A 23,237-nucleotide genomic window follows, 5' to 3' on the forward strand; every position below is an offset into this window, starting at 1 on the left:
AGACTTGCAATCCTTTTATTGAAATGACGGAATCAAATAGAAAAATTGTATTTTCAAAGCCGAATAAAAAAAATCCCGGCTTCAAACCGGGATTTTTTCATACAGTAACTAGCTCTTTTTCATTTTTAATCAAGTCATATGTCAAGCATACAGGTTTATTTGTACGGGGATCAGTCACGATTTCGGCATCAATCTGAAATACCTGCTTCAAAATGTCCGGTGTCATGACCTCCAGTGCAGTTCCTTCCTTGATGACCGTGCCTTTTTTGAGCGCGATCATATAATGAGAAAAACGAGCTGCATGGTTAAGGTCATGAATGACCATTAAAATCGTCCGCCCTTGCTCTTTGTTGAGTCTGTCAAGCAGCTGCAGAATTTCAAGCTGATGTGCAAGATCAAGATACGTTGTAGGTTCATCCAGCAGAAGCAGTTCCGTCCCTTGCGCAAGCGCCATGGCAATCCACACGCGTTGACGCTGTCCCCCTGACAATGCCTCAATCGGCCGTTCAGCATATTCAGCCATGCCTGTTTCTTCAAGCGCCCATTTGATAATCCGGCGGTCTTCGTCATTTAATCTGCCGAATCCTGATTGATGCGGAAACCTGCCGTACGACACCAATTCGTGCACTGTTAGGCCGCTCGGCGCTTCAGGTGTCTGTGGAAGAATCGCCATATCTTTTGCAATGTCCTTTGTAGACATTTTATGAATCGCTTTGCCGTTTAAATAGACGGCACCTGCATGTGAACGCATAATTCTGGACAATGTTTTTAAAATCGTTGATTTCCCGCAGCCGTTCGGGCCAATTAAGGTGGTAATTTTCCCTTTAGGAATCGATATATTTAAATCCTCTACAATCACCCTGTCGCCATAACCGATTCCAAGCTGTTCCGTTGATAATGAATTCATATTCGGCCCCCTCCTCTAATTCGCTTTCATCAATAAATAAATAAAGTAAGGCGCACCTAGCACGGAAATGACAAGTCCGACCGGAATTTCTGATGGTGCCAATACATTTCTCGCCAGCGTATCAGCAAGCAAAAACAGGAATGAGCCGATGAAAGCGGAGACCGGTATCAGCGTCTGGTGACGTGGACCGGTCAGCCTTCTAGCCACATGCGGCGCGATCAATCCGAGAAACGCGATGCCCCCAGCAGCTGCCACGCATGAAGCGGCAAGAGTGACCGCTGCCAGAAGAAGAATCCGTCTTTCCCTTTCAACAGCGGTGCCCAGCCCGGTCGCCAATTGGTCTCCGAGCTGCATAATGTTCAAATAGCGTGCCTTATATAAAGTAAACAGAAGCAAGATCACAATCCAAGGGAGAATCGCCCAGATCATATTCCAGTTCGCCCCCCATATTGAGCCGGATATCCAAACCGCGGCTTGCATAAAATCGTGAGGGTCCATCTTAAGCTGAAAAATCAGCAACAGGGCATTGAATCCGGCATTCACCCCTATGCCGACTAAAATCAGCCGAATCGGTGTCACGCCTTTTTTCCATGCCAGAATATAAATGAGAAACGCAGCGAGGATTGCTCCTGCCAAAGCACTGAACGGCAGCATAAATGTTCCAAAAAAGCTGAGATCTGAAGCTGACCCTTGAAAAAAGTATATAAAAAGCACTACAGCAAGTGAACCGCCGGCGTTAATTCCGAGAATACCAGGCTCGGCAAGTTCATTTTGAGACACGCTTTGCAAAATGGCTCCAGCTACGGAGATCCCTGCTCCAACAAGCAAAGAAAGGATGATCCGAGGCAGCCTGAACTCAAATAAGACAAGTTCATCACGCGCCGTTCCTTGGCCGAAAAAGACCTGAAGCGTTTTAAGCGGTGCAATTTTGATAACGCCCAAATTGAGACTGATAAAAAAGACCACCACGATAAGCAAAAAGGTCACAGCCATTACAATAAGCGGTTTGTTTGTTTTTGTTTTCATTACAGCCCTCTCCTTTCACGACGTGCCAAATAAAAGAAAAAGGGAACGCCGATCAGAGAAGTCAGCGCACCGACAGGCGTTTCAAAGGGCGCATTTACGAGTCTGGCCGCTATGTCAGCAAAAACAAGCAAAACAGCACCGAGCACCGCCGAGCAAGGAATGATCCACCGATAATCCACACCGACCAAAAAACGGGTAATATGCGGAATGATCAGCCCGATAAATGCAATGGTGCCGGCAATGGAAACCGCAGCTCCGGTCAGAATTACTACAATAAGCATGCCCACCAGTTTCACTGCTGATGTATATTGTCCAAGCCCTTTCGCCAGATCGTCACCGAGACTTAACACTGTCACAGACCGGGCGATAAAAAACGCGAGCGTTAAACCGACAGCCCCTGCAATAAGCAAAAGCTGGACCCCCGACCATTTCACACCCGCTACCCCGCCAGCGTACCAAAAGCTGATATCCTGAGCGACATCAAAGCGGATTGCAATGGCAGTTGAAATGCCGGTAAAGAAATAAGTAACTGCCGTACCCGCCAGAGCAAGCTTTACAGGCGTAAGTCCGCCCCTTGAAAACAAGCCGATGCCCATTACCGTCGATGCCCCCAGCCCCGCTCCCGCAAAGGACCATAGCACAAGCCCCATTGCAGAAAGCCCGGGAAAAAAGGCAAACGCAATCGAAACCGCAAACGCAGAGCCTGAAGTCACACCCATAATCGAAGGCTCTGCCAAAGGGTTTCTCGTCATCCCCTGCATGATTGCTCCCGACACTGCCAACAATGCGCCTACAAGCGCGGCAGCCGCCGTTCTCGGCAGCCGAAGATCATGTATAATTTGGTGAGATGTCTTTGTCGGCTGATAATGAAAAATGGCGTCCCATACAGTGCGCAAATGAATATCCGCTGCACCGAGAGATATGGATAAAAATGCGCCAAGGCAAAGCAGGCATAGACCTGCAATAAGGACGATGACCGCGCCATATGTCCTTGACGTCCATTGGATTTCTTCTGATGCAGTCTGTATATTTTTATGTTGACTCAACTGCCGTACTTCCTTTCTGTTACTGATAATGATTATCAATTGCTGTTTCAGTATATCACTTTTTTCAGCTGATTTAATAGAGTGTTTTGAACAAAAATGAAAATGCATTTGCAAAAATATCGTGTCAACCGGCACTTGCAGTGGTATAATCACAGATGATAATGATTCTCTTTTTCATCTATTTTTTTAGAAAGAAGGTATGAGATATGACCCATATATACAAGAAACTCGGAGCCGCGTTTTTTGCCCTGTTATTGATTGCAGCGCTGGCAGCCTGCGGGAATAACTCAGAAAGCAAAGGTTCTGCCTCTGATTCAAAAGGCGCAGAAACCTTTACATACAAGGCTGAAAACGGAAATGTAAAAATCCCGAAGCATCCTAAACGGGTGGTTGTCATGGCAGACGGCTATTACGGCTACTTCAAAACACTCGGCATCAACGTTGTCGGTGCGCCTGAGAATGTATTTAAAAACCCTTACTACAAAGGAAAAACCGACGGCGTCGAAAACATCGGAGACGGCACTTCGGTTGAAAAGGTTATTGATTTGAATCCTGACCTGATTATCGTCTGGACAACACAGGGCGCTGATATTAAAAAGCTTGAAAAAATTGCGCCGACTGTCGCAGTAAAATACGATAAGCTCGACAACATCGAACAGCTGAAAGAATTTGCAAAAATGACGGGAACTGAAGATAAAGCTGAAAAATGGCTGGCCGAGTGGGATAAAAAAGTTGCTGCCGCTAAAACAAAAATCAAAAAAGCGGTCGGTGACAAAACCATTTCCATTATGCAAACGAACGGAAAAGACATTTACGTATTCGGTAAAGACTTTGGAAGAGGCGGAAGCATCATTTACAAAGACCTTGGCCTGCAGGCTACAAAGCTGACAAAAGAAAAAGCCATTGACCAGGGGCCAGGTTATACAAGTATTTCATTAGAGAAGCTCCCTGACTTTGCCGGGGATTACATTTTCGCGGGCCCATGGCAATCAGGCGGTGATGATGGCGGCGTTTTTGAAAGCTCCATTTGGAAGAACCTGAATGCCGTTAAAAATGGCCATGTCTACAAGATGGATCCGATCGGTTTCTATTTCTCTGACCCGATTTCATTAGAAGGACAACTGAAGTTTATTACCGAAAGCTTGACTAAATAAACAAAAGAGCCGCCTGTCCGCGGCTCTTTTGCTAATTTATAAGGAACAGCTCAATTTGAATCATATCAGATATTTTCTTTGAGCCATTCATATTAAGCTGCATCCTCATCGCGATCAGTTTTTTTATGCTGGAGAGACTGAAAAACGTTTTTTGCATATTTAACGAACGGATTCCTAACAGGAGAAATTGTGATTTTATAAAAAAGACACCTGAGCAAATCAGGTGTCTTTTCATTATGCTTGTTTTTCTTTCTGGAACTTTTTACTCACAAATGGATAAACGATCAAGCCGATAAAGAATAAACCGATGCCGAGTATAAATGTCGTTAAATCTGCTGTGCCTGTTACGATAACAAACACGGAGTATGCACACGCCAGTATCGCGATCAATCCGTCTCTTACACGGGAGCCTTTCAGCTGGTCATACGTTTCACCTTTGATGACTACCTTCAAGCTGTAGATTGCAGATACTAGATACGGAATTAAATATGCAAGTGTAGCCGCTGTCGTTAAAAATGTAAATGCGTCACTTATTGTCCGGGAAATAACCGAGAAAATGAAGACCTGTGACATGACGTTTGTAATAATGAGTGCAATGACCGGACTCCCCTTTTTATTCGTTTTTGCAAAAAATGCCGGGAAATCTCCTGCTTTAGCGGCTTGGTATGGCACCTCAGAGCCAAGCAAAATCCAGCCGAGCATCGTTCCGAATAAACAAAGGATAGCCAAAAGCGCCATAATCACGCTTCCCGCGTTTCCAACAATCGCATAGAGTACATCAACAAATGGTTTTTCAGAGCCGACAAGCTTATCATGCGGCAGAACACCCATCGTAATTAAAGTCACAATAATATATATGCTCAAGGCAATCAGCAAGCCGGTAATTGTCGCACGTTTCACATCACGCTGAGAGCGCGCACGGCCGGACAGGATCACCGCGGATTCAATTCCGACAAACGCCCACAGTGTAGAAATCGCGGCGTTATGAACCTGGCCGCCAATTCCAATGCTTGTGCCGTTTTCTCCTTGAACCGGGAAATAAAAATGACCGAATAATGTCGTTTGAAACACAAACAAACCGGCAACGATAAAGAAGACAAAACCTAATACTTTAGAAAGCGTTGTGACAAAGTTTAATTTACTTGCGCCGTTAATGCTGGCAACAAGAATCGCGTGCGTTCCCCATAACAAGATCGTACATACGGCAAACGTCAGTAATTGGCCGAGTGTCACCTCTTGCCCGCCGATCGAAAACATCTCACGTTTATCAACCAAGATCGGGAAGAACGAAGTCAAGTAACCGGCGAGACTTGTGATGATCGCCACGTTGCTGATCCAGCTCGCCACCCAGTAGCCCCACACCATTGTGAAACCGGCAGCGTTGCCTTTTTTCGGGTCAGAAAACAGCGCTCTTGCATAACTTTGCGGTCCCGCTGTCAGTTCAGGCTTGCGAATGGACAAGTGTCCGAACACAAGTGCAATCATCAGCACGCCGGCACCTGTCAAAAGCCAGGCGGACGTAGCTCCAAACGGACTCGCAATTGAAGCAAGCGAGCTCGGCAAGGAGAAAATTCCTGATCCAACCATATTTCCAACGACAAACGCCGTTAATAACCAAAAACCCCATTTTTTTGTCTGTTCCATTCCAGTACCTCCATGATTCTTTGTACGGACCAGACCCCGAGATCATATAAACGCAAAAAAAGCCTGAACAAAAGTCCATGCTTAAAGAAACACACACCCTTGATCTCCGGATAGCCCTCCGCGAAAAAGCACGCGGCAGTCCTGCACTTATTCAGATACAGTCCCAGCATAGAGAAGGATCGGCTTTCTCCACACTTCGGCGCTGATGCCTTTTACACATGTTTAACAGCCCCTGTCAGCCTGGCATGTGTGACTTATCATCCGCGCAACCTCTACCTCACTGAGAAAGAGTGAGGATTTAATTATTTAGTTACTCCCAGAAGGTTATCAAAGAAAGGATGATCTGTCAAAGGGAACAGATGGAAAATACGGATAGGGCCAAGCCCTATCCGCATGTGATTATCGATTATTTTTCTTTTTTTGCACAGCTTCTTGAAGCGGATCATCTTTTAGAGCTGAACCAGCATCTTCAAGAGCTCCTTGGATTACGTTTTTTTCTTTTTCGGAACGTTTTCCTTTATCTTTATTAAAGAAACCCATTCGTATCACCTCTTTTAAAAAATAGGTACATGTTTAAGATGCCTCTTTCCTGAAAAATTATGCGGGATATTTTTTATCGTCCAAAGTCCTGTTGATCAAACATACATTCTCTTGATATATTTGTAATTCAGAGATTTTTTGCAAAAGATAAAAGGAGAAGCGGCAAATGACAGGAAAAACACACATCATGGGAGGCATCGCTTCTTGTACGGCAGCGGCTTATTATTATGGATTTGATCCAGTGATTATGGCTGCGTCAGGCTCGGTTGGAGCATTAATACCCGATATCTGCCACACACAAAGCAAAATCGGGAGAAAATTTCCTATTTTATCGAAAGTGGTCAGCTCCGTTTTTGGCCATCGTACATTTACACACAGCTTGCTGTTTATGCTCATCATGTTTTTTATCACTTCTACATACATTCCAGATAAAAACATATCAGCCGGCCTGATGATCGGAATGGCGAGCCACTTGATTCTTGACGCTTGGACGGTGAACGGAATCAAATTATTATTCCCTTCAACGATCCGCGTTCGGCTTCCATTATATATGAAGACAGGCAGTTTTTCTGAGCAGCTCGTGCTAGCCGGCCTGACCCTTGCTTCATGTTACTACTTTTATATGCTGTTTCATGGGCGCATGTTTTAAACACATGAGTGCTGAGACTTGTCTGAACCGGCTGTTTTTAGTAGGTTTTACTTAAGAAGCATTTCATGCAGATGATCAAGAAAACGTGAGGAGTCATATTGATGAAAGGAACCTTTTTTCACAATCAGCGGTTTTTATGTTTTTCGATCTTATTTATGTGGATCAAAACGTATGTGATATATAAACTCGGCTTTGATTTGCAAATCGATACTCTGTTGGAGGAGCTAATGCTGCTGGTCAACCCGCTCAGCTTTATTCTTCCTTTATTCGGGATCGGCCTGCTTCTGAAAGGAAACAAGCAGCGGGCTTTTTTGCTGATTGCCAATTTGGTTCTGACTGTTATCTTGATCTCTAATACGATTTTTTACGGCTTTTATATCGATTTTATTACCATTCCGGTTTTATTTCAGGCGAGCAACATGAGCGATATGGGCAGCAGTGTAAAAGAATTGTTCCATCCTCTGTTTATCGCCCTGTTTTCGGATTTGGTTTTTCTGCTGCTGTTCGCCAGAAAAACCAAACACCCACAGACAAAAGCCGCTCCCCGCACGATCAAACGGTACTATGCAGCTTCCTGCGGCATGCTTTTATGCACACTGGCACTTGCAGAAGTACAGCAGCCGAAGCTTTTGGCACATTCTTTTGACCGGGAAATGCTAGTCAAAAGCATCGGTCTGTTTCAGTTCCATATTTACGATACAATTTCTCAGACTGTTAATATCAGCGCGAAAGCTTTTGCCGATGAAGACAGTATAACTGCCATTAAAAACTACACAGAGGCTGATTACAGCAAGCCTGATCAAAGCAAATTCGGTCTTGCAAAGGGGCGCAATGTCATCTTTGTAACACTTGAATCGACCCAAAGCTTTGTTCTGAATGAAAAAGTAAATGGAAAAGAAATTACCCCATTTATGAATGATCTCATAAAAAAAAGCTATTCCTTTGATCATTTCTATCAGCAAACAGAACAAGGAAAAACATCAGATTCAGAATTTATCGTCGCTAACTCACTGTATCCTTCCCTTAGCGGCGCCGTCTTTTTCACGAAAAGCGACCATCAATTTCATACGATGTATAAATCGCTGAAACAGTACGATTATTATTCAGCCGTCTTTCATGCTAACCATAAAACATTTTGGAACAGAGATGTCATGTACGATACGTTTGGCATTGACCGCTTTTTTGATGTTGATGATTTTCATGTCACTCCCGGGACATCGACAAGCTGGGGCTTAAAAGACAAAGAATTTTTAGAGCAGTCCGCCGAAAAGCTGAAAAGCCTGCCACAGCCGTTCTACAGCAGTTTTATCACGTTAACGAATCATTTTCCGTTTGAGATTGATGAAAAGGATCAGCTGATAGATGAATTCGATTCAAGCAGTGATCTGTTAAACCGCTATGTGACCACGGTTCGCTATGAGGATGAAGCATTGAAGCATTTTATCAAAAAACTGAAAGACGAAGGCTTATACGAAAATTCGATGATCGTATTTATGGGAGATCATTACGGCATTTCTGAAGCCCATAACGAGGCAATGGCTGAGTTTTTAGGGAAAGACGAAATCACACCGTATGACAACGTTCAGCTCCAGCGGGTGCCGTTTATCATACATATCCCGGGAATCACCGATCAAAAGCCGGAAACCATCCCTGATGCCGGGGGACAGGTCGACGTCAGGCCGACGCTGATGCATTTGCTCGGCGTTGAGACAAAAGGCGATATCCAATTCGGCAATGATTTGCTGTCGGGCGACCGCACCCCATTCGCCGTTCTGCGAAACGGCAGCTTTATTACGAACGATTATATATACACAAAGAACACGTGCTATAGCCAAAAAACAGGTGAAGTGCTGGAAGATCAGGATGCGTGCCTCCCTTATAAGGAGAAAGCAAACGAAGAACTGTCTTTCTCTGATAAAATTTTAAATGGTGACCTGCTCAGGTTTTCCGAATAAAAAAATCCCTCTATCAAGAGGGATTTTTTATGTTTCCAACATCACCTTGCCAGTCAGCTTCGTTTCATAGCCGTTTAAATGAGACAGATTCGCCTTATAGTCCTCAGAATTCAAAATCTCCTTCACGGCTTTGAGCAGCTGCTCATTTTTTTTCAAAACAACGATATCATATTGTTCGTCGATGAGCGGGATAAAATCAACACTGCCCATATGTGCCGCGTGCTGCGCCCCGATTCCCGCGTCAGCCTGTCCGCTTGAAACTTGTGAAGCGGCAGCGTAATGATCAGTCACGATATCGTCGTATCCCTTTACATCAGCCGGATTCACACCAAGCAAGCCAAGCTGTTCATCAAGGAGCACCCTTGCGCCAGAACCCTTTTCCCTGTTGATGATCCGGATATCAGCTCTTTTCAAGTCTTTCCAGCCTTGAATGTTTTTCGGATTCCCTTTTTGCACATACAGTCCTGCTTTGCGGAGAACGACATTGATGAGACAAAAAGGTTCACCTGTCAAAATCCGTTTTACATAAGGAGCGTTATACTGGCCCGTTTCAGCATCGTACAAATGGAGGCTGACAATGTCACACTTGCCTTGATACATATCAATCAGGCTGTTTAAGCTTCCTTTGTATTTACGGAGCGGCGTCTCTTGAATGGCATTCTCCAAATGCTTGCTGAGAAGATCCATCGAAATGTCCTGTCCGCTGATCATGACATTTGGTCTGCCGTCCGGCTCAGCCTCCTGCACCTGTTTCGGCGCTTCTTTTGCAGCGATGGGCTGAGACATTCTCATATTCGTTTTATATTGCTTTAAATCTTCTTCATCCACACGCATCTGCCTTCCGACACGGTAAGCAGGCAGCACGCCTTTTTTAATCAAGTCATAAACGGTCAGCTTTGATACCTTCAGCAGACCTGCAACTTCTTCTATCGTATAGGAAGAGGTTTCATTCATCATCATCACTCTCCTATTTTATTATACCTTTTCGCCGAATGTAAAAAAACCCACATAAACCAAACATAATCAGTTATAATTAGTTATATCTAATGATAAGGGGTGCAATCATGTTTAAGAAGTATTCTATTTTCATCGCAGCCTTAACTGCTTTTCTGCTTGTAGCAGGCTGTTCTTCAAACCAGTCTTCAACGGACAGCGAGAAAAAAGTAACGTTAACCATCTCAGCTGCCGCCAGCGCGCAGGATGCACTTGAGGAAATCCAAAAAAATTATGAAAAAGATCATCAAAATATAACCATCCAAGATAACTATGGCTCATCCGGCGCCTTGCAAAAACAGATTTCTCAAGGAGCAGGAGCAGATCTGTTCTTCTCAGCTGCTGAGGATAAATTTAAAAAGCTGGTGGATGATGGAGATATCGCAAAAAAAGACAGCACTGAATTAGTCGGTAATGAAATTGTGCTGGTCGTACCGAAAAACGGAGATTCACCTGTGACAAGCTTCAGCAATCTGGCTGAATCAGAAAAAATCGCTCTTGGCACTCCGGAATCCGTACCGGCAGGAGCTTATGGGAAAGAATCACTGACAAAGCTGTCTTTATGGGACAAAGTGAAGGATAAAATTGTGTATGGAAAAGACGTTCGCCAAGTTCTTTCTTATGTTGAAACCGGCAATGTAGACGCAGGTGTTGTTTATAAAACAGATGCCCTGGTCTCGAAAAAGGTCAACATTATTGACGAGGCAAAAGCAGATACACACAGCCCAATTGTCTATCCGTTAGGAATCGTAAAAGATACAAAACACCGTAAGGAAGCGAAGGAATTTTACGAATACCTGCAATCTGATGAAGCAATGAAAGTATTTGAGAAATATGGCTTTACTGCCGAGTAGCATAAGCGCTTCAGAATTTTTAACACCCGTTGTGCTTTCCTTTCAGGTGGCGGCAGTTGCCGGAATTGTTGTCATTATTCTCGGAACACTTGCTGGAGCATGGATGTCACGGGCATCATTTTTCGGAAAAACGGCACTCGAAACATGTTTTATGCTTCCGCTCGTTCTTCCGCCTACTGTTGTCGGTTTTATTTTGATCGTCATTTTCGGAAAGCACAGCTTCATCGGACAAGCCATCGAGTGGATTTTCCAGCAGCCTGTCATTTTCACCTGGTGGGCCGCTGTGATCGCCTCGGCTGTTGTAGCCTTTCCGCTTATGTATCAATCAGCCAAAACCGGATTTGCTGACATTGACCCCGATATACAAGGTGCGGCAATGGTAGACGGCGCTAGCAGATGGAAAGTGTTTATCCATATCTCCGTCCCGCTTGCCTATCCTTCATTGCTGACCGGAAGCATCCTCAGCCTTGCGCGGGCGCTCGGAGAATTTGGCGCAACACTCATGTTTGCAGGGAACATCCCCGGTGTTACGCAAACACTGCCGACGGCGATATATGTCGCATTGGATTCCGACAACAATACCCTCGCCTGGGCGTGGGTCGTCTGTATTGTTGTCATTTCCTTTTTGATGCTGTTTTTCATTCAACAGAAAAAAACGCACTAAAAAACTCCCCGTAACGGGGAGTTTTTTGATTAAAACAGAAGCTCATCAGGATTTGGGCCGACACGCTCATCTTTATTTAATGCGTCAATTTTGTCCATGTCTTCTTGAGACAATTCGAAATCAAAAATATCAGCGTTTTCGATGATACGGTGTTCTTTAATGGATTTTGGAATGGTTACAACTTCATGTTGCAGATCCCAGCGCAAAATCACTTGAGCCACAGATTTATTGTGTTTTTCAGCAATCTGTGTCAGCACTTCGTTATCCAAAAGCTGTCCCTGCATGAGCGGAGACCACGCTTCCAGCTGAATGCCTTGCGCTTTGCAGTAATCTCTTAATTCTTTTTGCGTCAAACGAGGGTGAAATTCAACTTGGTTCACCATCGGTTTGATTTCAGCATCTTTCAACAGCTCTTCTAAATGATGAACTTGGAAGTTGCTGACGCCGATCGCGCGAATTTTGCCATCTTTGTACAGCTTTTCAAGCGCGCGCCATGTATCTTTATATTTATCTTTGCCAGGCCAATGGATCAAATATAAATCTAAGTAATCAAGCTGTAATCTTTCTAGGCTTTTTTCAAAGGCAGCAAGCGTTGTTTCGTAGCCTTGATCTTCATTCCACACTTTTGATGTGATGAAGAGCTCTTCTCTTGCCACACCGGATTCTTTAATCCCGATGCCAACGCCTTCTTCATTTTTGTAGATCGCTGCTGTATCAATACTGCGATAACCATTTTTAATTGCCGCTTTCACTGATTCAGTCGCTTCATTACCATTTTCTACTTTAAAAACACCCAGACCGAACCAAGGCATTTCAACTCCGTTATGTAACTTTACAGTATCTTTTAAACTTGTTGGCACTTGAACATCCACCCTTTCACTGAAATGTAAGCGTCTATATTATCTCACATTCCTCTCAGCCGATACCAATAATACGCTTAAGTCCCTCTTTTTGCTTCTTTTTTCACAGCACAGGCAAATTCAAACACTATTTTTTTCCTATTTTAACAATATTGAGATTACAAATACATTGAGCAGGGTATGCGTGTAGTGTAACCAAATGAAAACAAAGGAGGAAACAACTTGAAACGTATTCGTATCCCAATGACACTTGCTCTTGGTGCCGCTTTGACAATTGCCCCTTTGTCCTTTGCTTCCGCTGAAGAAAATCCTGCTCCGAAGATGTCGCAGACAACTACTGCTGGAACAACTGCCGCTGATGTAGGTTTAAACGTCGACCTGGATGTACTTGGAATTGCCAACCAGATCGCTGATGCCATCAAATCCGCACAGAATAGGGATGGCTTTGTGAAAAACCTCATGGAGTCTTCCTTCTACGCGTCCGGCCAAAAATATAACGTCATGGTCTTTAATTTAAGCCAGGAATATGAAGATCATTTGAACGGTGTGCAATTTTACGGCTCAGCCGTTTACGACGGCATTACGTATGGCATTTGGGTATTTGAAGATGGAACCTTTACAAACAAAGGCGATGGCGGCTGGATCAACTGGGCCTTCAGAGGCTGGTTCGACCGGGATGGCAGCACTGTCGCATTTCATCGCCCTTAATATAAAAAAAGCTGGCGCTCTAACGCCAGCTTTTTTTCTGCATTTATTCGCCGCCTTCAAGCATGGCGGCTTCGACATCATTAATGTATTGGCGAAGCTCATGGGAGATGTCCCGGGAAATTTCCCTCTCTTCGAAGAGCGTTTGAATTTCATTTCTGATCGCCTGCACAGCCTTCAGCTTCACTTCCAGCTTCTGATTTTCAAAATGGGCACTTGATTTTAACTCATGATGGCTGTGCTCCAGCCTGAAAATTAACTGCTTATAGAATGTAATGACAGATAAAAACACTTCTTTATGCTCATCCGTCTTATGTTTTTCCAGATATTCTATCGCTGCTTTTGCCGTTTTCACTCTTGTTGCCCGTATCAATCCCGCTTCATTTAAAATCGACATCTCCGGCTTTTTATGTTCACCGAAGAAAATCCAATACATCAGCCTCTTGAGCCTTGTTTTTGATAATCCGACTTTAAACGGGTTCGCATACAAAATTTCCAACTCGTTAAATCGTTCTTGCAGCACATTTGCTGTTTCTTCCGGGATGTCTCCCCGCTCCAGCATTTTCATCAGCGCCTCTTGCTCTGCCTTAACCCCTTGGGCACGGACTTTACGCTCGTACTTTTTGATGCGATTAGACGATGTATATTGCTGAAAACGAAGATTTTTCATTTTCTCATTGTATTCAGCTATCACCGCAAGAGAGGCCGTTTTGTTTGTCTCATTCATGTCCTCTTTAATCGTTTGAAGGGCTGTTTTGATCAATTTGCGTCTCGCCGTCAGCAGCTTCTTGTTTCGTTCCTCGTCCTCTTCTTCTTTTTCAGTCAGAATCGGCAGCACAACGGTAGCAATGACAAGCGTGCATAAAATGACGCCGGCTGCTAAAAAGAGAATCAGATTTCTTTCCGGAAACGGCGTGCCGTCCTCCAGGAAATACGGAATGGAAAAAGAACCTGCAAGCGTTACTGCTCCACGCACACCGGAAATCGAAATTAACAGCGTCGAACGAAGACCCGGTTTATAGATGTTCTGATCTTTATTAAAGAACCATTTGCCGTTCCAGAAGAACAGCACCCACAGGAATCTCAGGAGCATTAACGTAAATGTGATGACTAGGATATAGCCGATCACCTTCATGTTGCTGATGGCAGTGTCGTTAAAGATAACAGAAATAACATCAGGGATTTGCGTGCCGAGAATAACGAAGACCAGGCCGTTCAAAATAAATAAAATAATGTTCCACGTACTTGAGGAGACAATTTGCAGCTTGATCATCGTTGATTCCAGACGATCCTGTTCAACCGCATGGGTAATACCGCCAGCCACAACAGCTAAAATGCCGGAAACGCCGATTTCTTCAGCTGCCAAATAAATCACAAACGGCGTCAGAATTTGAATCAGCATATGCATCGTGACATCCTGCATGCCAAGGCGGCGCAGAAATAGGCGAAAACGAATAATCAAAAATGAAATGACAACCCCGCACAGCAAGCCTCCGAGAGAAATAAAGACAAAGCTGACAGCCGCTTGTGCTAATGAAAATGCACCAGTCACTGCCGCTGCAATCGCAAACTTAAAGGCCACCAGACCTGATGCATCATTCATCAGCCCCTCACCTTCCAGCAGGCGAAGAATCCCTTTTGGCATTTTCACTCTTCCTGATAATGCGCTGACAGCGACGACATCAGTCGGTGAAAGAATGGCCGCAAGTCCAAAGGCCGCTGCCAGCGGAATAGCAGGAATCATCCAGTGAATCGTGTAGCCGCCTACAATCACAGTCGCAAATACAAGGCCGAGTGCAAGCAATAAAATCGGAGCCCTTAAATTCCAAAGCTCTGCCCGCGGTGTCCTCTTTCCATCATTAAATAGCAGAGGCGCGATAAAAAGAACAAAAAACAATTCGGTGTTTAATTCAAAATGAAGTCCCTGTGGAAATGAGGCGGCAAGAATCCCAAGAGCCACTTGAATCAGCGGCACCGGAATAAACGGAATAAACCGGTTCACGATATTAGAAATCGCAATAATCGTTAATAATACGAGCACAACTAAAAATATGTCCAAATGCATGACCTCCTTCGTCTGTTGTGTGTCGGCATGATGAGCCAAAAAATCTGTTTGTCTAAAAGCCCTTGAGCTAGGGTGGCCTTGCATACGCTATGTGGTTTCGCAGGAGTTCTCTCCACACTTGTCTTCTTTTATAGTACCCTTTTTAGGGTATTTTTTCTCATGATATGCTCACAGTGAACTTTTTTGCAGCAGAGCAAATTACAGAAAAAAGAGACAGGAAGCTACTCCCTGTCTCTCGTCTTTCTTTCTCAATCATGAAAATTCGTACCGTCAGTTGTTGCTTTGATAATGCCCGCGCGGATGACAAAGTCACCGAAATGCTCGCCTTCCTCGCGTTCTTTCGCATAGCGGGAAAGAAGGATGCGCAGCTCGCTTAAAATGTCTGCTTCACCGATGTTTTCACGGTACATTTTGCTTAAACGGCTTCCGTCAAACGCAGCGCCAAGATACATATTATATTTGCCCGGCGCCTTTCCGATAAATCCGATCTCACCGAGTGCATGACGTGCGCAGCCGTTCGGACACCCTGTCATGCGAATGGTGATTTCCTGATCACGAAGGCCGTTTTCGTCAATAATCTCTTCAATCTTATCTAACAGGGTCGGCAAATAACGTTCTGCTTCGGCCATTGCCAATCCGCAGGTCGGAAGAGCGACGCATGCCATCGAGCTGCGGCGAAGTGCTGAATAGTGCTTGCCGTCAGTTAGTCCGTACTGTTCAATTAAAGCACTGATTTCTTCTTTTTTATCGCTTGAAACGTTCGCAATCATTAAGTTCTGATTGGCTGTCAGCCGGAACTCACCTGTATGAACTTTGGCGATTTCCCGCAAGCCAGTCATCAGCTTATAATCATCGTAATCCGTTATACGGCCGCCTTCGACAAACAGCGTGAAATGCCATTTATCCTCGATGCCTTCCACCCAGCCATAGCGGTCGCCGTTATGATCGAAATGATACGGCTTCGCTTCTTCCAGGCTCCAGCCGAGACGGTTTTCCAATTCTTCTTTTACGTTTTCTAAACCGAGGCGGTCAACTGTGTATTTGAACCGCGCATTTTTACGGACAGAACGGTTGCCGTAATCACGCTGAATCGTAATCGTTTTTTCAGCAACGTCATACATTTGCTCAGGCCGGCAGAATCCGATCACCTTGGCTAATTGCGGATATGTCGCAGTATCGCCATGCGTCATTCCCATACCGCCGCCGATTGCCACGTTAAAACCGATCAGCTTGCCATCCTCGACAATCGCAATGAATCCGAGATCTTGTGAAAAGACGTCAATATCATTAGACGGCGGAACGGCAATACCGATTTTAAACTTCCGGGGCAGATAGAGCGGTCCGTACATTGGCTCGACTTCTTCCTCCGGCGTGCCGGCAACTCTTTCCTCATCAAGCCAAATTTCATGATATGCTCTCGTCCGCGGCAACAGATCATCACTTAATTTTTTAGACCACTCGTATACCTCTGAGTGGATTTCAGATTGATAAGGGTTTGATGCACACATGACGTTACGGTTTACGTCTCCGCAGGCTGCGATCGTATCTAAAAGTGCTGAGTGGATCGTCTGAATGGTTTTCTTCATGTTCCATTTCAGAATCCCGTGCATTTGGAACGTTTCACGTGTCGTCAATTTTAATGTGCCGTTCCCGTATTTCTGGGACAGGTCATCCATGACAAGCCATTGTTCAGGCGTCGAGACGCCCCCTGGCATACGCACGCGCAGCATAAACTGATATGCGGGCTCAAGCTTCTGCTTTTGGCGTTCATTCCGGAGGTCGCGGTCATCCTGCAAATAACTGCCGTGGTGTTTCATCAGGCGGTTGTCATCATCCGGAATTCCCGCACTGATTCGATCGAGCATCACTTCTTTCAGCGTGCCGCGCAAATAATCACTTTCTTTTTTAATGCGTTCAACATCACTTGGAGAGCCGTCCGGTGCTTTTAGAATTTTGGTCACCATGTTGAAAAACTCCTTTCAAGTCAAATCAGTATACATCACGCTGATAGCGTTTTTGCTGCTGCATATCGGCAAGATAAGCCTCCGCTTCTTCGCGGCTCATATTGCCTTCTTTTTCGATAATTTCAAGCAATGTGTTATGGACGTCATGCGCCATGTGCTTTTCATCTCCGCAAATGTAAACAGCCGCTCCTTCTTGAAGCCATTCAAACAATTCTGCGCTATGTTCAAGCATGCGGTGCTGCACATATACTTTTTCTTCCGTATCACGTGAGAACGCCACATCCATTTTTGTCAGCACACCGTCTTTGAGCCAATTCTGCCACTCTGTCTGGTAAAGGAAATCCGTGACAAAGTGCTGATCGCCAAAGAACATCCATGCCTTTCCTTCCGCTCCCGTCTCCTCACGCTCCTGCATAAAGGAACGGAAAGGTGCGACGCCTGTCCCAGGGCCCACCATGATAATCGGTGTTTCAGGGTCTTTCGGAAGCTTAAAGTTTTGATTGTGCTGTACATAAACCGGCAGTGTGTCTCCTGGCTGCAGACGTTCCGCGCACAAAATCGAGCAGACGCCTTTTCGTTCACGGCCGTGCGCATCGTAGCGGACTGCGCCGATTGTTAAATGCACTTCATCCGGATTTGCGGATAAACTGCTTGCAATCGAATAAAGGCGGGCAGGCATTTTTCGCAAAATCGAGACAAACTCCTGCGCAGATACACTAAATGGGCCATAGTCACGGACGAGATCAAGCAAATCGCGCCCTTCAATATAGGCTTTTACATTCTCCTCATTTCCCGGGGCTAAAAGCTCTCTAAGCTCATCGTTCCCTGTCAGCTGGGCTGCCTGTTCAAGAAGCGGTTTTGTGAGAACGGTAATCTCATAGTGAGAAATCAGCGCTTCTTTCAGCGGACGGACATCACCTTGCTTATTAAGCGTCACAATTTCTTCCGGGTCCCAATTCATTTCCTTAAGGAGCAGCTCGACAAGTTCCGGATCGTTTTCTGGATAGACGCCGAGGCTGTCACCAGGCTCGTAAGTCAGGCCTGATCCTTCAAGAGACAGCTCCACATGGCGTGTTTCTTTATTTGATCCTCTGCCGTTTAAATTTAAATTTTCTAACACTTCAGCCCGAAACGGGTTTGTTCTGGAATACGAAGACTCACCGGTTTGAGACGCAGCCGCCGGCGCAGGCGCGGCGGTTCCGCCCCCAGCTTCATTTAATCCCTTCAATACACCCTCAAGCCATTCGGCTGCCGGTTCATCATAGTCAAGATCGCAATCAACGCGCGGAGAAATCCGTTTTCCGCCGAGTTCTTCTAAGCGCTGATCAAATTCTTTCCCTGTCTGGCAGAAAAATTCGTACGAACTGTCACCAAGCGCCAAAACGGAAAAGCGCAGGTCTTCAAGCTTAGGCGCCCGTCTTCCGTGCAGAAATTCATGAAACGACAGCGCGTTATCAGGCGGCTCGCCTTCTCCATGCGTACTGACGACGATTAAAAGATTGGTTACCTTCTTCAGCTGATTCGGCTTAAAATCGCTCATGGATGAGACGGTCACTTGAAAACCGCTCTGTTCAAGCTGCTTGCCGGCATTTTCCGCAAGCCCCTGTGCGTTTCCCGTCTGTGAACCATAAAGAACGGTCACTTCTTTTGAAACGGCCGGTGCTTCCGCAGACACAGCTGCCGCCGGCGTACCCGCAGCTTCTTGGGCGGAAACAGATTGCGCGGATAAATATCCGCTCAGCCAGATTTTCTGGGATTCGGTCAAGGTCGGCAGAAGGCGGTTAAGGAGCTCTGCCTGCTCCTGATTAAACGGACTGTTCATTACCTGAAGTTGCAACGTATCCACCTCACAAAGTTATAAACTGATCGAAAATTGCATCTAATTGAACTTTACCGGAATACTAGGCTTAAGTAAAATATATTTACATGATGATAACTATTAAGAATCCTAATGATAAAACGGCTATGCTTCATGTAAATAGAAAAAAGAGAAGGACTCCCTTCTCTTCATTCAGCCATCTGATATAAGTGAGGCGGCACAGCGGTTGCAAACGGACTGGCTTCACCTGTATAAAATACCGCCAGCATGTGCATCGCACGGGTGCACGCAGTATATAAAAGCCTGCGGTCGTGCTCTGTATGATAGTGTTCTTCAGATGCATCATAGACAAGCACTGCGTCAAATTCAATTCCCTTCGCTAAATACACCGGAATCACGCAAACACCCTTTTGAAATGGTTGATTTTCTTTATGAATCAGGCGAACATCTGTATATTCACTCATGTGGGCGTGTGCCTGTATGCATTGCTGCGCTGTCTTGCAGATGACGGCTATTGTTTCGTGCCCTTTTTTCTTGAGCCGGCCAATTTCTTGCGCGAGCTTTTGGCAAAGGCTCTCATGTCCTTCAGTTTTGACAACGAGCGGCATTTCCCCGCTTCTATTAAACGGCTCAATATCCGCTCCATCTTGAAGCATCGCTTTGGTAAATTCGACAATCTGCCTTGTTGATCTGTATGTTCTCTTTAAACGAACATACTCAGCAGGCTCATCCTCAAAGCACGCATCCATACGCTGATCCCCATGTATGGTATGCGCGTAGATGGACTGATTGATATCACCGAGCACTGTCATGCTGGCAGCCGGAAAAATACTTCTCATGTAAGCCATCTGAAACGGTGAATAGTCCTGGGCTTCGTCAATAAATAGATGTTTGATCTTCGTATTTTTCTTTCTGCCCTCAATCAGATCCTGCATATAAAGAAACGGTGCCGCGTCCTCATAGAGCAATTTATTATCCGAAAATGCCGAACGGGTCAGCTCAGCTATCGCGGCCATCTTCTCATGCTGAAATTTTCCTCCCCAGCCAGAAAACAATTGCAAATAAAGTTGTGTAACATCAAGAAATGCAAGGAGCCTGACTGCCTGTTTGAGCGGTTTGAAAGCTTTTTTCACAATGATGGCGGCAAGCAGCTGCTGCTCTCTTTGATAATCGTTAAACGTACTCTCGCTGAACCGTTTCCTTTCCTGCAGTTTTTTGTACACGTCCAGGTAGTCCTCTTTGTCAAGCAGCTCAGCCTCATGAACAACCCAATCCTTTCGCCGTTCCTTTTTCTCAAGCTTGTTAAGCTCACTCAGCAGCCACTTCGCGGTTTGCTCCATCCGATTCGGAATGGAGTGATTTTGATCCAATGAGTAAAAATAGGATTGAATTTGCTCCTTTGTGATCAGCTTTTGTCCGCGGAATATAATATTTTTAAAAATCATCCCGTCAGAGGAAAGCCGTGTGACGTATTCATTAATGAATTGCTGAAAGGATAAACCCGCCTTCCATGTGATTCCCGCAAGCCTTGTTGGAAAATCGCCTCCCTTTGTTTCGGTCAGGCAATATTCGAGCTGATCAAAGGGGCTTTCACATTTGAACCTGCGGCCAAGACGATGCTCGATATATTCCTGAAACGTCGCCTGCTCCATATTCTCTTCTCCTAACTCCGGCAAAACAGAGGAGACATAGCTGTTAAATAAGAAGTTGGGAGAAAACAAAACGATTTGTCCGGCATCAATGACGCCACGGTGCCTGTATAACAAATAAGCGACACGCTGAAGCGCAGCCGATGTTTTCCCGCTGCCAGCCGCTCCCTGCACGATCAGGATCTTGCTTTTTTCATTACGGATAATCTGATTTTGTTCTTTCTGAATCGTAGACACGATGTTTTTCATTTGGGTATCGGAGTGATGGCTTAATACCTCTTGCAGCATTTCATCACCAATCGTCATATCGGTATTAAACATCGCCTTGAGAGTGCCGTTTTTGATCATAAACTGGCGTTTCAGCACCATTTCCCCTTCTATCGTTTCACCGGGCACCTCGTACTCCGCTTTTCCTGGGGAATAATTGTAGTACAAACTTGATATCGGCGCCCTCCAGTCATAAATCAGAAAGTGTTCCTCCTTCTCATCCAAACAGGAAGCTAAACCGATATAAATTCGCTCTGCCTGCTCCTCGCCGTTTTCAATAAAATCAATCCGGCCGAAATAAGGCGATTTTTTCAATTGATGAATTCGTTTGAGCTGCTGATCCATGCGCCGATGATTCTGTTCCCGATCAGACAGCAGCTCTGCCTGCTGCTTAATGCTTGCCATCGTTTCAATCGCTTCATGGGCATCATCAAAATTAACCTTAACATCCTCCCAAAAGCTTTTTCTTAATCCGATGATATCATGCTTCAACCCGCCCGCAGACGTTTCCAGAAACCGCTCTTTTTTTTCGAGCTCCTTCAGCACCTCATCTATTCTCGACTGCTCTTCCTTCCATTCCTTATCCTGCTGATTCATGAACGGCACCTCCAGAAAATAGTTGACAAACATAGATGAAATACTGTAAAATATAATTGGATACATATATTAAATATATGATGTAAACTGGCAAATACAATTTATAATAGCACATTCACCCAATACCAATCAAGGTTTGGGTTATTTATATGCAGAAAAAACCGATTTCAACTCGAAATCGGTTTTTTCTCTTATGATTTCACATTGATCACTGTTGGACGTGCTTTTCTTAGGTTGCGAATCTTCTCTTTCATCAGTATCGATTCCTTATTCCTTTCAATCTTCGATATAATATATCTTTTTCATTTTAAAAACACCGCAGAGCTTTACCGTATTTGTCTGTTCATCTAACGTGAAGAATGACTAAACTGGCTGTTATTGTCATCTTCCATAAAGCAACTACATCTCTGCTATCGTATCTATAGTCGCAGTAAAATAGTCATTTTTCACCCATTTTCGACACATTTCAACAAATTAAAGTTTTTCATTTGGGAGAATAGGACGATGTTACATTATTTCTCTCGGTTTATGATATGAACATGAAGAAAGAACCAGAATTAGTTAGGAGGAAATACTCAGTGAAGAAAAAGCTATCTATGTTGTTGCTGGCATTCGTCGTAGCCGTAACAAGTTTTACGTCAATTGACCTAGTAAACAACAAAGCGGAAGCTAAAGATTGGGTTAAAAAAGGTCAAATATGGAGTACTCATTACCATTCGGGCTCATTTAAAAACTATACTTACTCGCCAACTTTTCATATTTATTATCCAGGACGAGGAACTTGGGCCAACATGACATCAAATGGATCAGGCAGCGGGAAAATTACAGCAACTCTGCAACAAAAGACAAATAAAGGCTGGAAAAATGTTAAAACTTTTTACGCAACGAAAAAAGGCTCTACAAATTTAAGTTACAAACAAGCTTCTAAAAGCTACAAAACAAAATACAGATTCAAATTCACTAACACAGGAACTAAAAAAACCATCAGCTATACCTTTTGGGCTACCTATTAATTTCAAATAGCTTTGCTCTGCGCGGTCAGCATTCGAAAAGGACTTTTTATTTGATCCCGGCAGGCTACCATAAAAGAAACCTCTCCGTCATGGAGAGGTTTCTTTTATTTTACTGACTATCTAAGCGAAAAGAACGGTTTGGCAGCTTCCAATTAAACATATAGGAACAAACCCGGCAAACAACGAGCACGAAAAACAGAACGTATAAGCCGAACGAGTTCCCCATCCAGCCCAAGCCGACGATTAAACCGCCGAGAGCCGCCCAGACTGCATAAATTTCTGCCTTCAGCACAAGCGGTTTGCGCCCGGCAAGAAGGTCGCAGATGATTCCGCCCCCGCTTCCCGTCAGCACCGCAGCCACGATCACGGCACTAAGCGGATGGCCCATTTTGACGGCATACAGTGCGCCTTGGATAGCAAAGGCAGCGAGGCCGATCGCATCTGATAAATTGCCCCACTTATTCCAATGCTTCAGCAGCAGCTTCGGAAACAGAAACACAATTGTAATAGATAAAAGCGCGATTTGAAAGTACGCTCCCTGCTCCCATAGCGCTGAAACCGGAACACCGATCAGTAAATTACGGATCGCTCCTCCTCCAAAAGCTGTGACAATCCCTAATATATAAACTCCTAAAATATCATATTCCTCTTCCATCGCAACAATTGCGCCGCTGACTGCAAACGCAATGATGCCAATCACACTGAGCAGCTCCCAAGCCATTCTGATGACTCCCTTTTATGTTTGTTAAATTTTCTGACGACCTCTAGATTTTATAATCGCTCAAGCGTAAAATCAATAACATTTTTATGAGAAAAAAAGATAAATTTAGAGGGAATACGGCTATTGCTGATGGACATGAGTTTGC

General features: G+C 44.7%; 19 protein-coding genes and 1 riboswitch. Of the genes, 7 read left to right on the forward strand and 12 right to left on the reverse strand.

Features of this window, described 5'->3' with window-relative positions:
* Window positions 1-97: 97 nt before the first annotated feature.
* From MKX38_RS16965 to MKX38_RS16975, 3 genes are read right to left on the reverse strand one after another with little or no spacing between them, the layout of a single operon-like run.
* Window positions 98-907, reverse strand: a complete 810-nt coding sequence (locus MKX38_RS16965) for an ABC transporter ATP-binding protein (RefSeq protein ID WP_339187784.1) — start codon at window positions 905-907, stop codon at window positions 98-100.
* A gap of 15 nt (window positions 908-922) precedes the next feature.
* Window positions 923-1,933, reverse strand: coding sequence for an iron ABC transporter permease (locus MKX38_RS16970; RefSeq protein ID WP_048655209.1), 1,011 nt, complete (start codon window positions 1,931-1,933; stop codon window positions 923-925).
* Window positions 1,933-2,979, reverse strand: a complete 1,047-nt coding sequence (locus MKX38_RS16975) for an iron ABC transporter permease (RefSeq protein ID WP_339187786.1) — start codon at window positions 2,977-2,979, stop codon at window positions 1,933-1,935. Before MKX38_RS16975 ends, MKX38_RS16970 begins: the two co-directional genes overlap by 1 nt.
* Before the next feature lie 206 nt (window positions 2,980-3,185).
* On the opposite strand from MKX38_RS16975, the gene MKX38_RS16980 reads away from it, so the two are divergent.
* Window positions 3,186-4,133: an iron-hydroxamate ABC transporter substrate-binding protein gene (locus MKX38_RS16980; protein WP_049139696.1), complete on the forward strand. Its 948-nt coding sequence runs from the start codon at window positions 3,186-3,188 to the stop codon at window positions 4,131-4,133.
* A 234-nt stretch (window positions 4,134-4,367) separates the two neighbouring features.
* Here MKX38_RS16980 and MKX38_RS16985 read toward each other — a convergent pair whose 3' ends face one another.
* Entirely contained in the window at window positions 4,368-5,777 is a 1,410-nt protein-coding gene (locus tag MKX38_RS16985) for an amino acid permease (RefSeq protein WP_339187789.1), read from the reverse strand.
* 103 nt (window positions 5,778-5,880) lie between these two features.
* A riboswitch (Lysine riboswitch) is annotated at window positions 5,881-6,060 on the reverse strand.
* A 116-nt stretch (window positions 6,061-6,176) separates the two neighbouring features.
* Window positions 6,177-6,317, reverse strand: coding sequence for a small acid-soluble spore protein SspJ (gene sspJ, locus MKX38_RS16990; RefSeq protein ID WP_003221612.1), 141 nt, complete (start codon window positions 6,315-6,317; stop codon window positions 6,177-6,179).
* A gap of 166 nt (window positions 6,318-6,483) precedes the next feature.
* On the opposite strand from sspJ, the gene MKX38_RS16995 reads away from it, so the two are divergent.
* A complete protein-coding gene (locus MKX38_RS16995) occupies window positions 6,484-6,966 on the forward strand; it encodes a metal-dependent hydrolase (RefSeq protein WP_339187790.1) in 483 nt (160 codons plus the stop codon).
* Window positions 6,967-7,067: 101 nt separating this feature from the next.
* Window positions 7,068-8,921 carry an LTA synthase family protein gene (locus tag MKX38_RS17000; RefSeq protein ID WP_339187792.1) on the forward strand — a complete coding sequence of 618 codons (1,854 nt, stop codon included), beginning with the start codon at window positions 7,068-7,070 and terminating at the stop codon, window positions 8,919-8,921.
* 27 nt (window positions 8,922-8,948) lie between these two features.
* Here MKX38_RS17000 and MKX38_RS17005 read toward each other — a convergent pair whose 3' ends face one another.
* Window positions 8,949-9,875 (reverse strand): substrate-binding domain-containing protein, encoded by a 927-nt coding sequence (locus MKX38_RS17005; RefSeq protein WP_339189454.1) that lies wholly within the window; start codon window positions 9,873-9,875, stop codon window positions 8,949-8,951.
* A 110-nt stretch (window positions 9,876-9,985) separates the two neighbouring features.
* Here MKX38_RS17005 and modA point away from each other — a divergent pair, with 110 nt between their 5' ends.
* Window positions 9,986-10,768 (forward strand): molybdate ABC transporter substrate-binding protein, encoded by a 783-nt coding sequence (modA, locus tag MKX38_RS17010; protein WP_339187794.1) that lies wholly within the window; start codon window positions 9,986-9,988, stop codon window positions 10,766-10,768.
* The gene (gene modB / locus MKX38_RS17015) at window positions 10,740-11,432 is read left to right on the forward strand and encodes a molybdate ABC transporter permease subunit (RefSeq protein WP_339187796.1); all 693 of its coding nucleotides are present in this window, start codon (window positions 10,740-10,742) and stop codon (window positions 11,430-11,432) included. Before modA ends, modB begins: the two co-directional genes overlap by 29 nt.
* 29 nt (window positions 11,433-11,461) lie before the next feature.
* Here the strand turns inward: modB and pgoN are convergent, their stop codons facing one another.
* A complete protein-coding gene (pgoN, locus tag MKX38_RS17020) occupies window positions 11,462-12,292 on the reverse strand; it encodes a glyoxal/methylglyoxal reductase (RefSeq protein ID WP_015483687.1) in 831 nt (276 codons plus the stop codon).
* A 222-nt stretch (window positions 12,293-12,514) separates the two neighbouring features.
* Here pgoN and yvgO point away from each other — a divergent pair, with 222 nt between their 5' ends.
* Window positions 12,515-13,000, forward strand: coding sequence for a stress response protein YvgO (gene yvgO / locus MKX38_RS17025; protein ID WP_181220125.1), 486 nt, complete (start codon window positions 12,515-12,517; stop codon window positions 12,998-13,000).
* Between the two features lie 43 nt (window positions 13,001-13,043).
* On the opposite strand, the gene MKX38_RS17030 is transcribed toward yvgO, so the two are convergent.
* From MKX38_RS17030 to helD, 4 genes are all read right to left on the reverse strand, one after another.
* A complete protein-coding gene (locus MKX38_RS17030; RefSeq protein WP_339187800.1) occupies window positions 13,044-15,056 on the reverse strand; it encodes a Na+/H+ antiporter in 2,013 nt (670 codons plus the stop codon).
* A 254-nt stretch (window positions 15,057-15,310) separates the two neighbouring features.
* Window positions 15,311-17,026: an assimilatory sulfite reductase (NADPH) hemoprotein subunit gene (gene cysI, locus MKX38_RS17035; RefSeq protein WP_003243849.1), complete on the reverse strand. Its 1,716-nt coding sequence runs from the start codon at window positions 17,024-17,026 to the stop codon at window positions 15,311-15,313.
* A gap of 25 nt (window positions 17,027-17,051) precedes the next feature.
* Window positions 17,052-18,863: an assimilatory sulfite reductase (NADPH) flavoprotein subunit gene (locus MKX38_RS17040; RefSeq protein WP_167408442.1), complete on the reverse strand. Its 1,812-nt coding sequence runs from the start codon at window positions 18,861-18,863 to the stop codon at window positions 17,052-17,054.
* Window positions 18,864-19,033: 170 nt separating this feature from the next.
* On the reverse strand, window positions 19,034-21,358 hold the full coding sequence (gene helD / locus MKX38_RS17045) for a DNA helicase IV (protein ID WP_167408443.1): 2,325 nt from the start codon (window positions 21,356-21,358) through the stop codon (window positions 19,034-19,036).
* A gap of 578 nt (window positions 21,359-21,936) precedes the next feature.
* On the opposite strand from helD, the gene MKX38_RS17050 reads away from it, so the two are divergent.
* Window positions 21,937-22,371 (forward strand): hypothetical protein, encoded by a 435-nt coding sequence (locus MKX38_RS17050; RefSeq protein ID WP_042974768.1) that lies wholly within the window; start codon window positions 21,937-21,939, stop codon window positions 22,369-22,371.
* Window positions 22,372-22,480: 109 nt separating this feature from the next.
* Here the strand turns inward: MKX38_RS17050 and MKX38_RS17055 are convergent, their stop codons facing one another.
* On the reverse strand, window positions 22,481-23,092 hold the full coding sequence (locus tag MKX38_RS17055; protein WP_339187805.1) for a trimeric intracellular cation channel family protein: 612 nt from the start codon (window positions 23,090-23,092) through the stop codon (window positions 22,481-22,483).
* Between the last annotated feature and the right edge of the window lie 145 nt (window positions 23,093-23,237).

The organism is Bacillus sp. FSL M8-0025 (assembly GCF_037975475.1).
Lineage (GTDB): Bacteria > Bacillota > Bacilli > Bacillales > Bacillaceae > Bacillus > Bacillus subtilis.

Coding starts and splice junctions, on each gene's coding strand:
- MKX38_RS16965 (WP_339187784.1), bottom strand. CDS start 907: ATGAATTCATTATCAACGGAACAGCTTGGAATCGGTTATGGCGACAGG.
- MKX38_RS16970 (WP_048655209.1), bottom strand. CDS start 1,933: ATGAAAACAAAAACAAACAAACCGCTTATTGTAATGGCTGTGACCTTT.
- MKX38_RS16980 (WP_049139696.1), top strand. CDS start 3,186: ATGACCCATATATACAAGAAACTCGGAGCCGCGTTTTTTGCCCTGTTA.
- MKX38_RS16985 (WP_339187789.1), bottom strand. CDS start 5,777: ATGGAACAGACAAAAAAATGGGGTTTTTGGTTATTAACGGCGTTTGTC.
- sspJ (WP_003221612.1), bottom strand. CDS start 6,317: ATGGGTTTCTTTAATAAAGATAAAGGAAAACGTTCCGAAAAAGAAAAA.
- MKX38_RS16995 (WP_339187790.1), top strand. CDS start 6,484: ATGACAGGAAAAACACACATCATGGGAGGCATCGCTTCTTGTACGGCA.
- MKX38_RS17000 (WP_339187792.1), top strand. CDS start 7,068: ATGAAAGGAACCTTTTTTCACAATCAGCGGTTTTTATGTTTTTCGATC.
- MKX38_RS17005 (WP_339189454.1), bottom strand. CDS start 9,875: ATGAATGAAACCTCTTCCTATACGATAGAAGAAGTTGCAGGTCTGCTG.
- modA (WP_339187794.1), top strand. CDS start 9,986: ATGTTTAAGAAGTATTCTATTTTCATCGCAGCCTTAACTGCTTTTCTG.
- cysI (WP_003243849.1), bottom strand. CDS start 17,026: ATGGTGACCAAAATTCTAAAAGCACCGGACGGCTCTCCAAGTGATGTT.
- helD (WP_167408443.1), bottom strand. CDS start 21,358: ATGAATCAGCAGGATAAGGAATGGAAGGAAGAGCAGTCGAGAATAGAT.
- MKX38_RS17055 (WP_339187805.1), bottom strand. CDS start 23,092: ATGGCTTGGGAGCTGCTCAGTGTGATTGGCATCATTGCGTTTGCAGTC.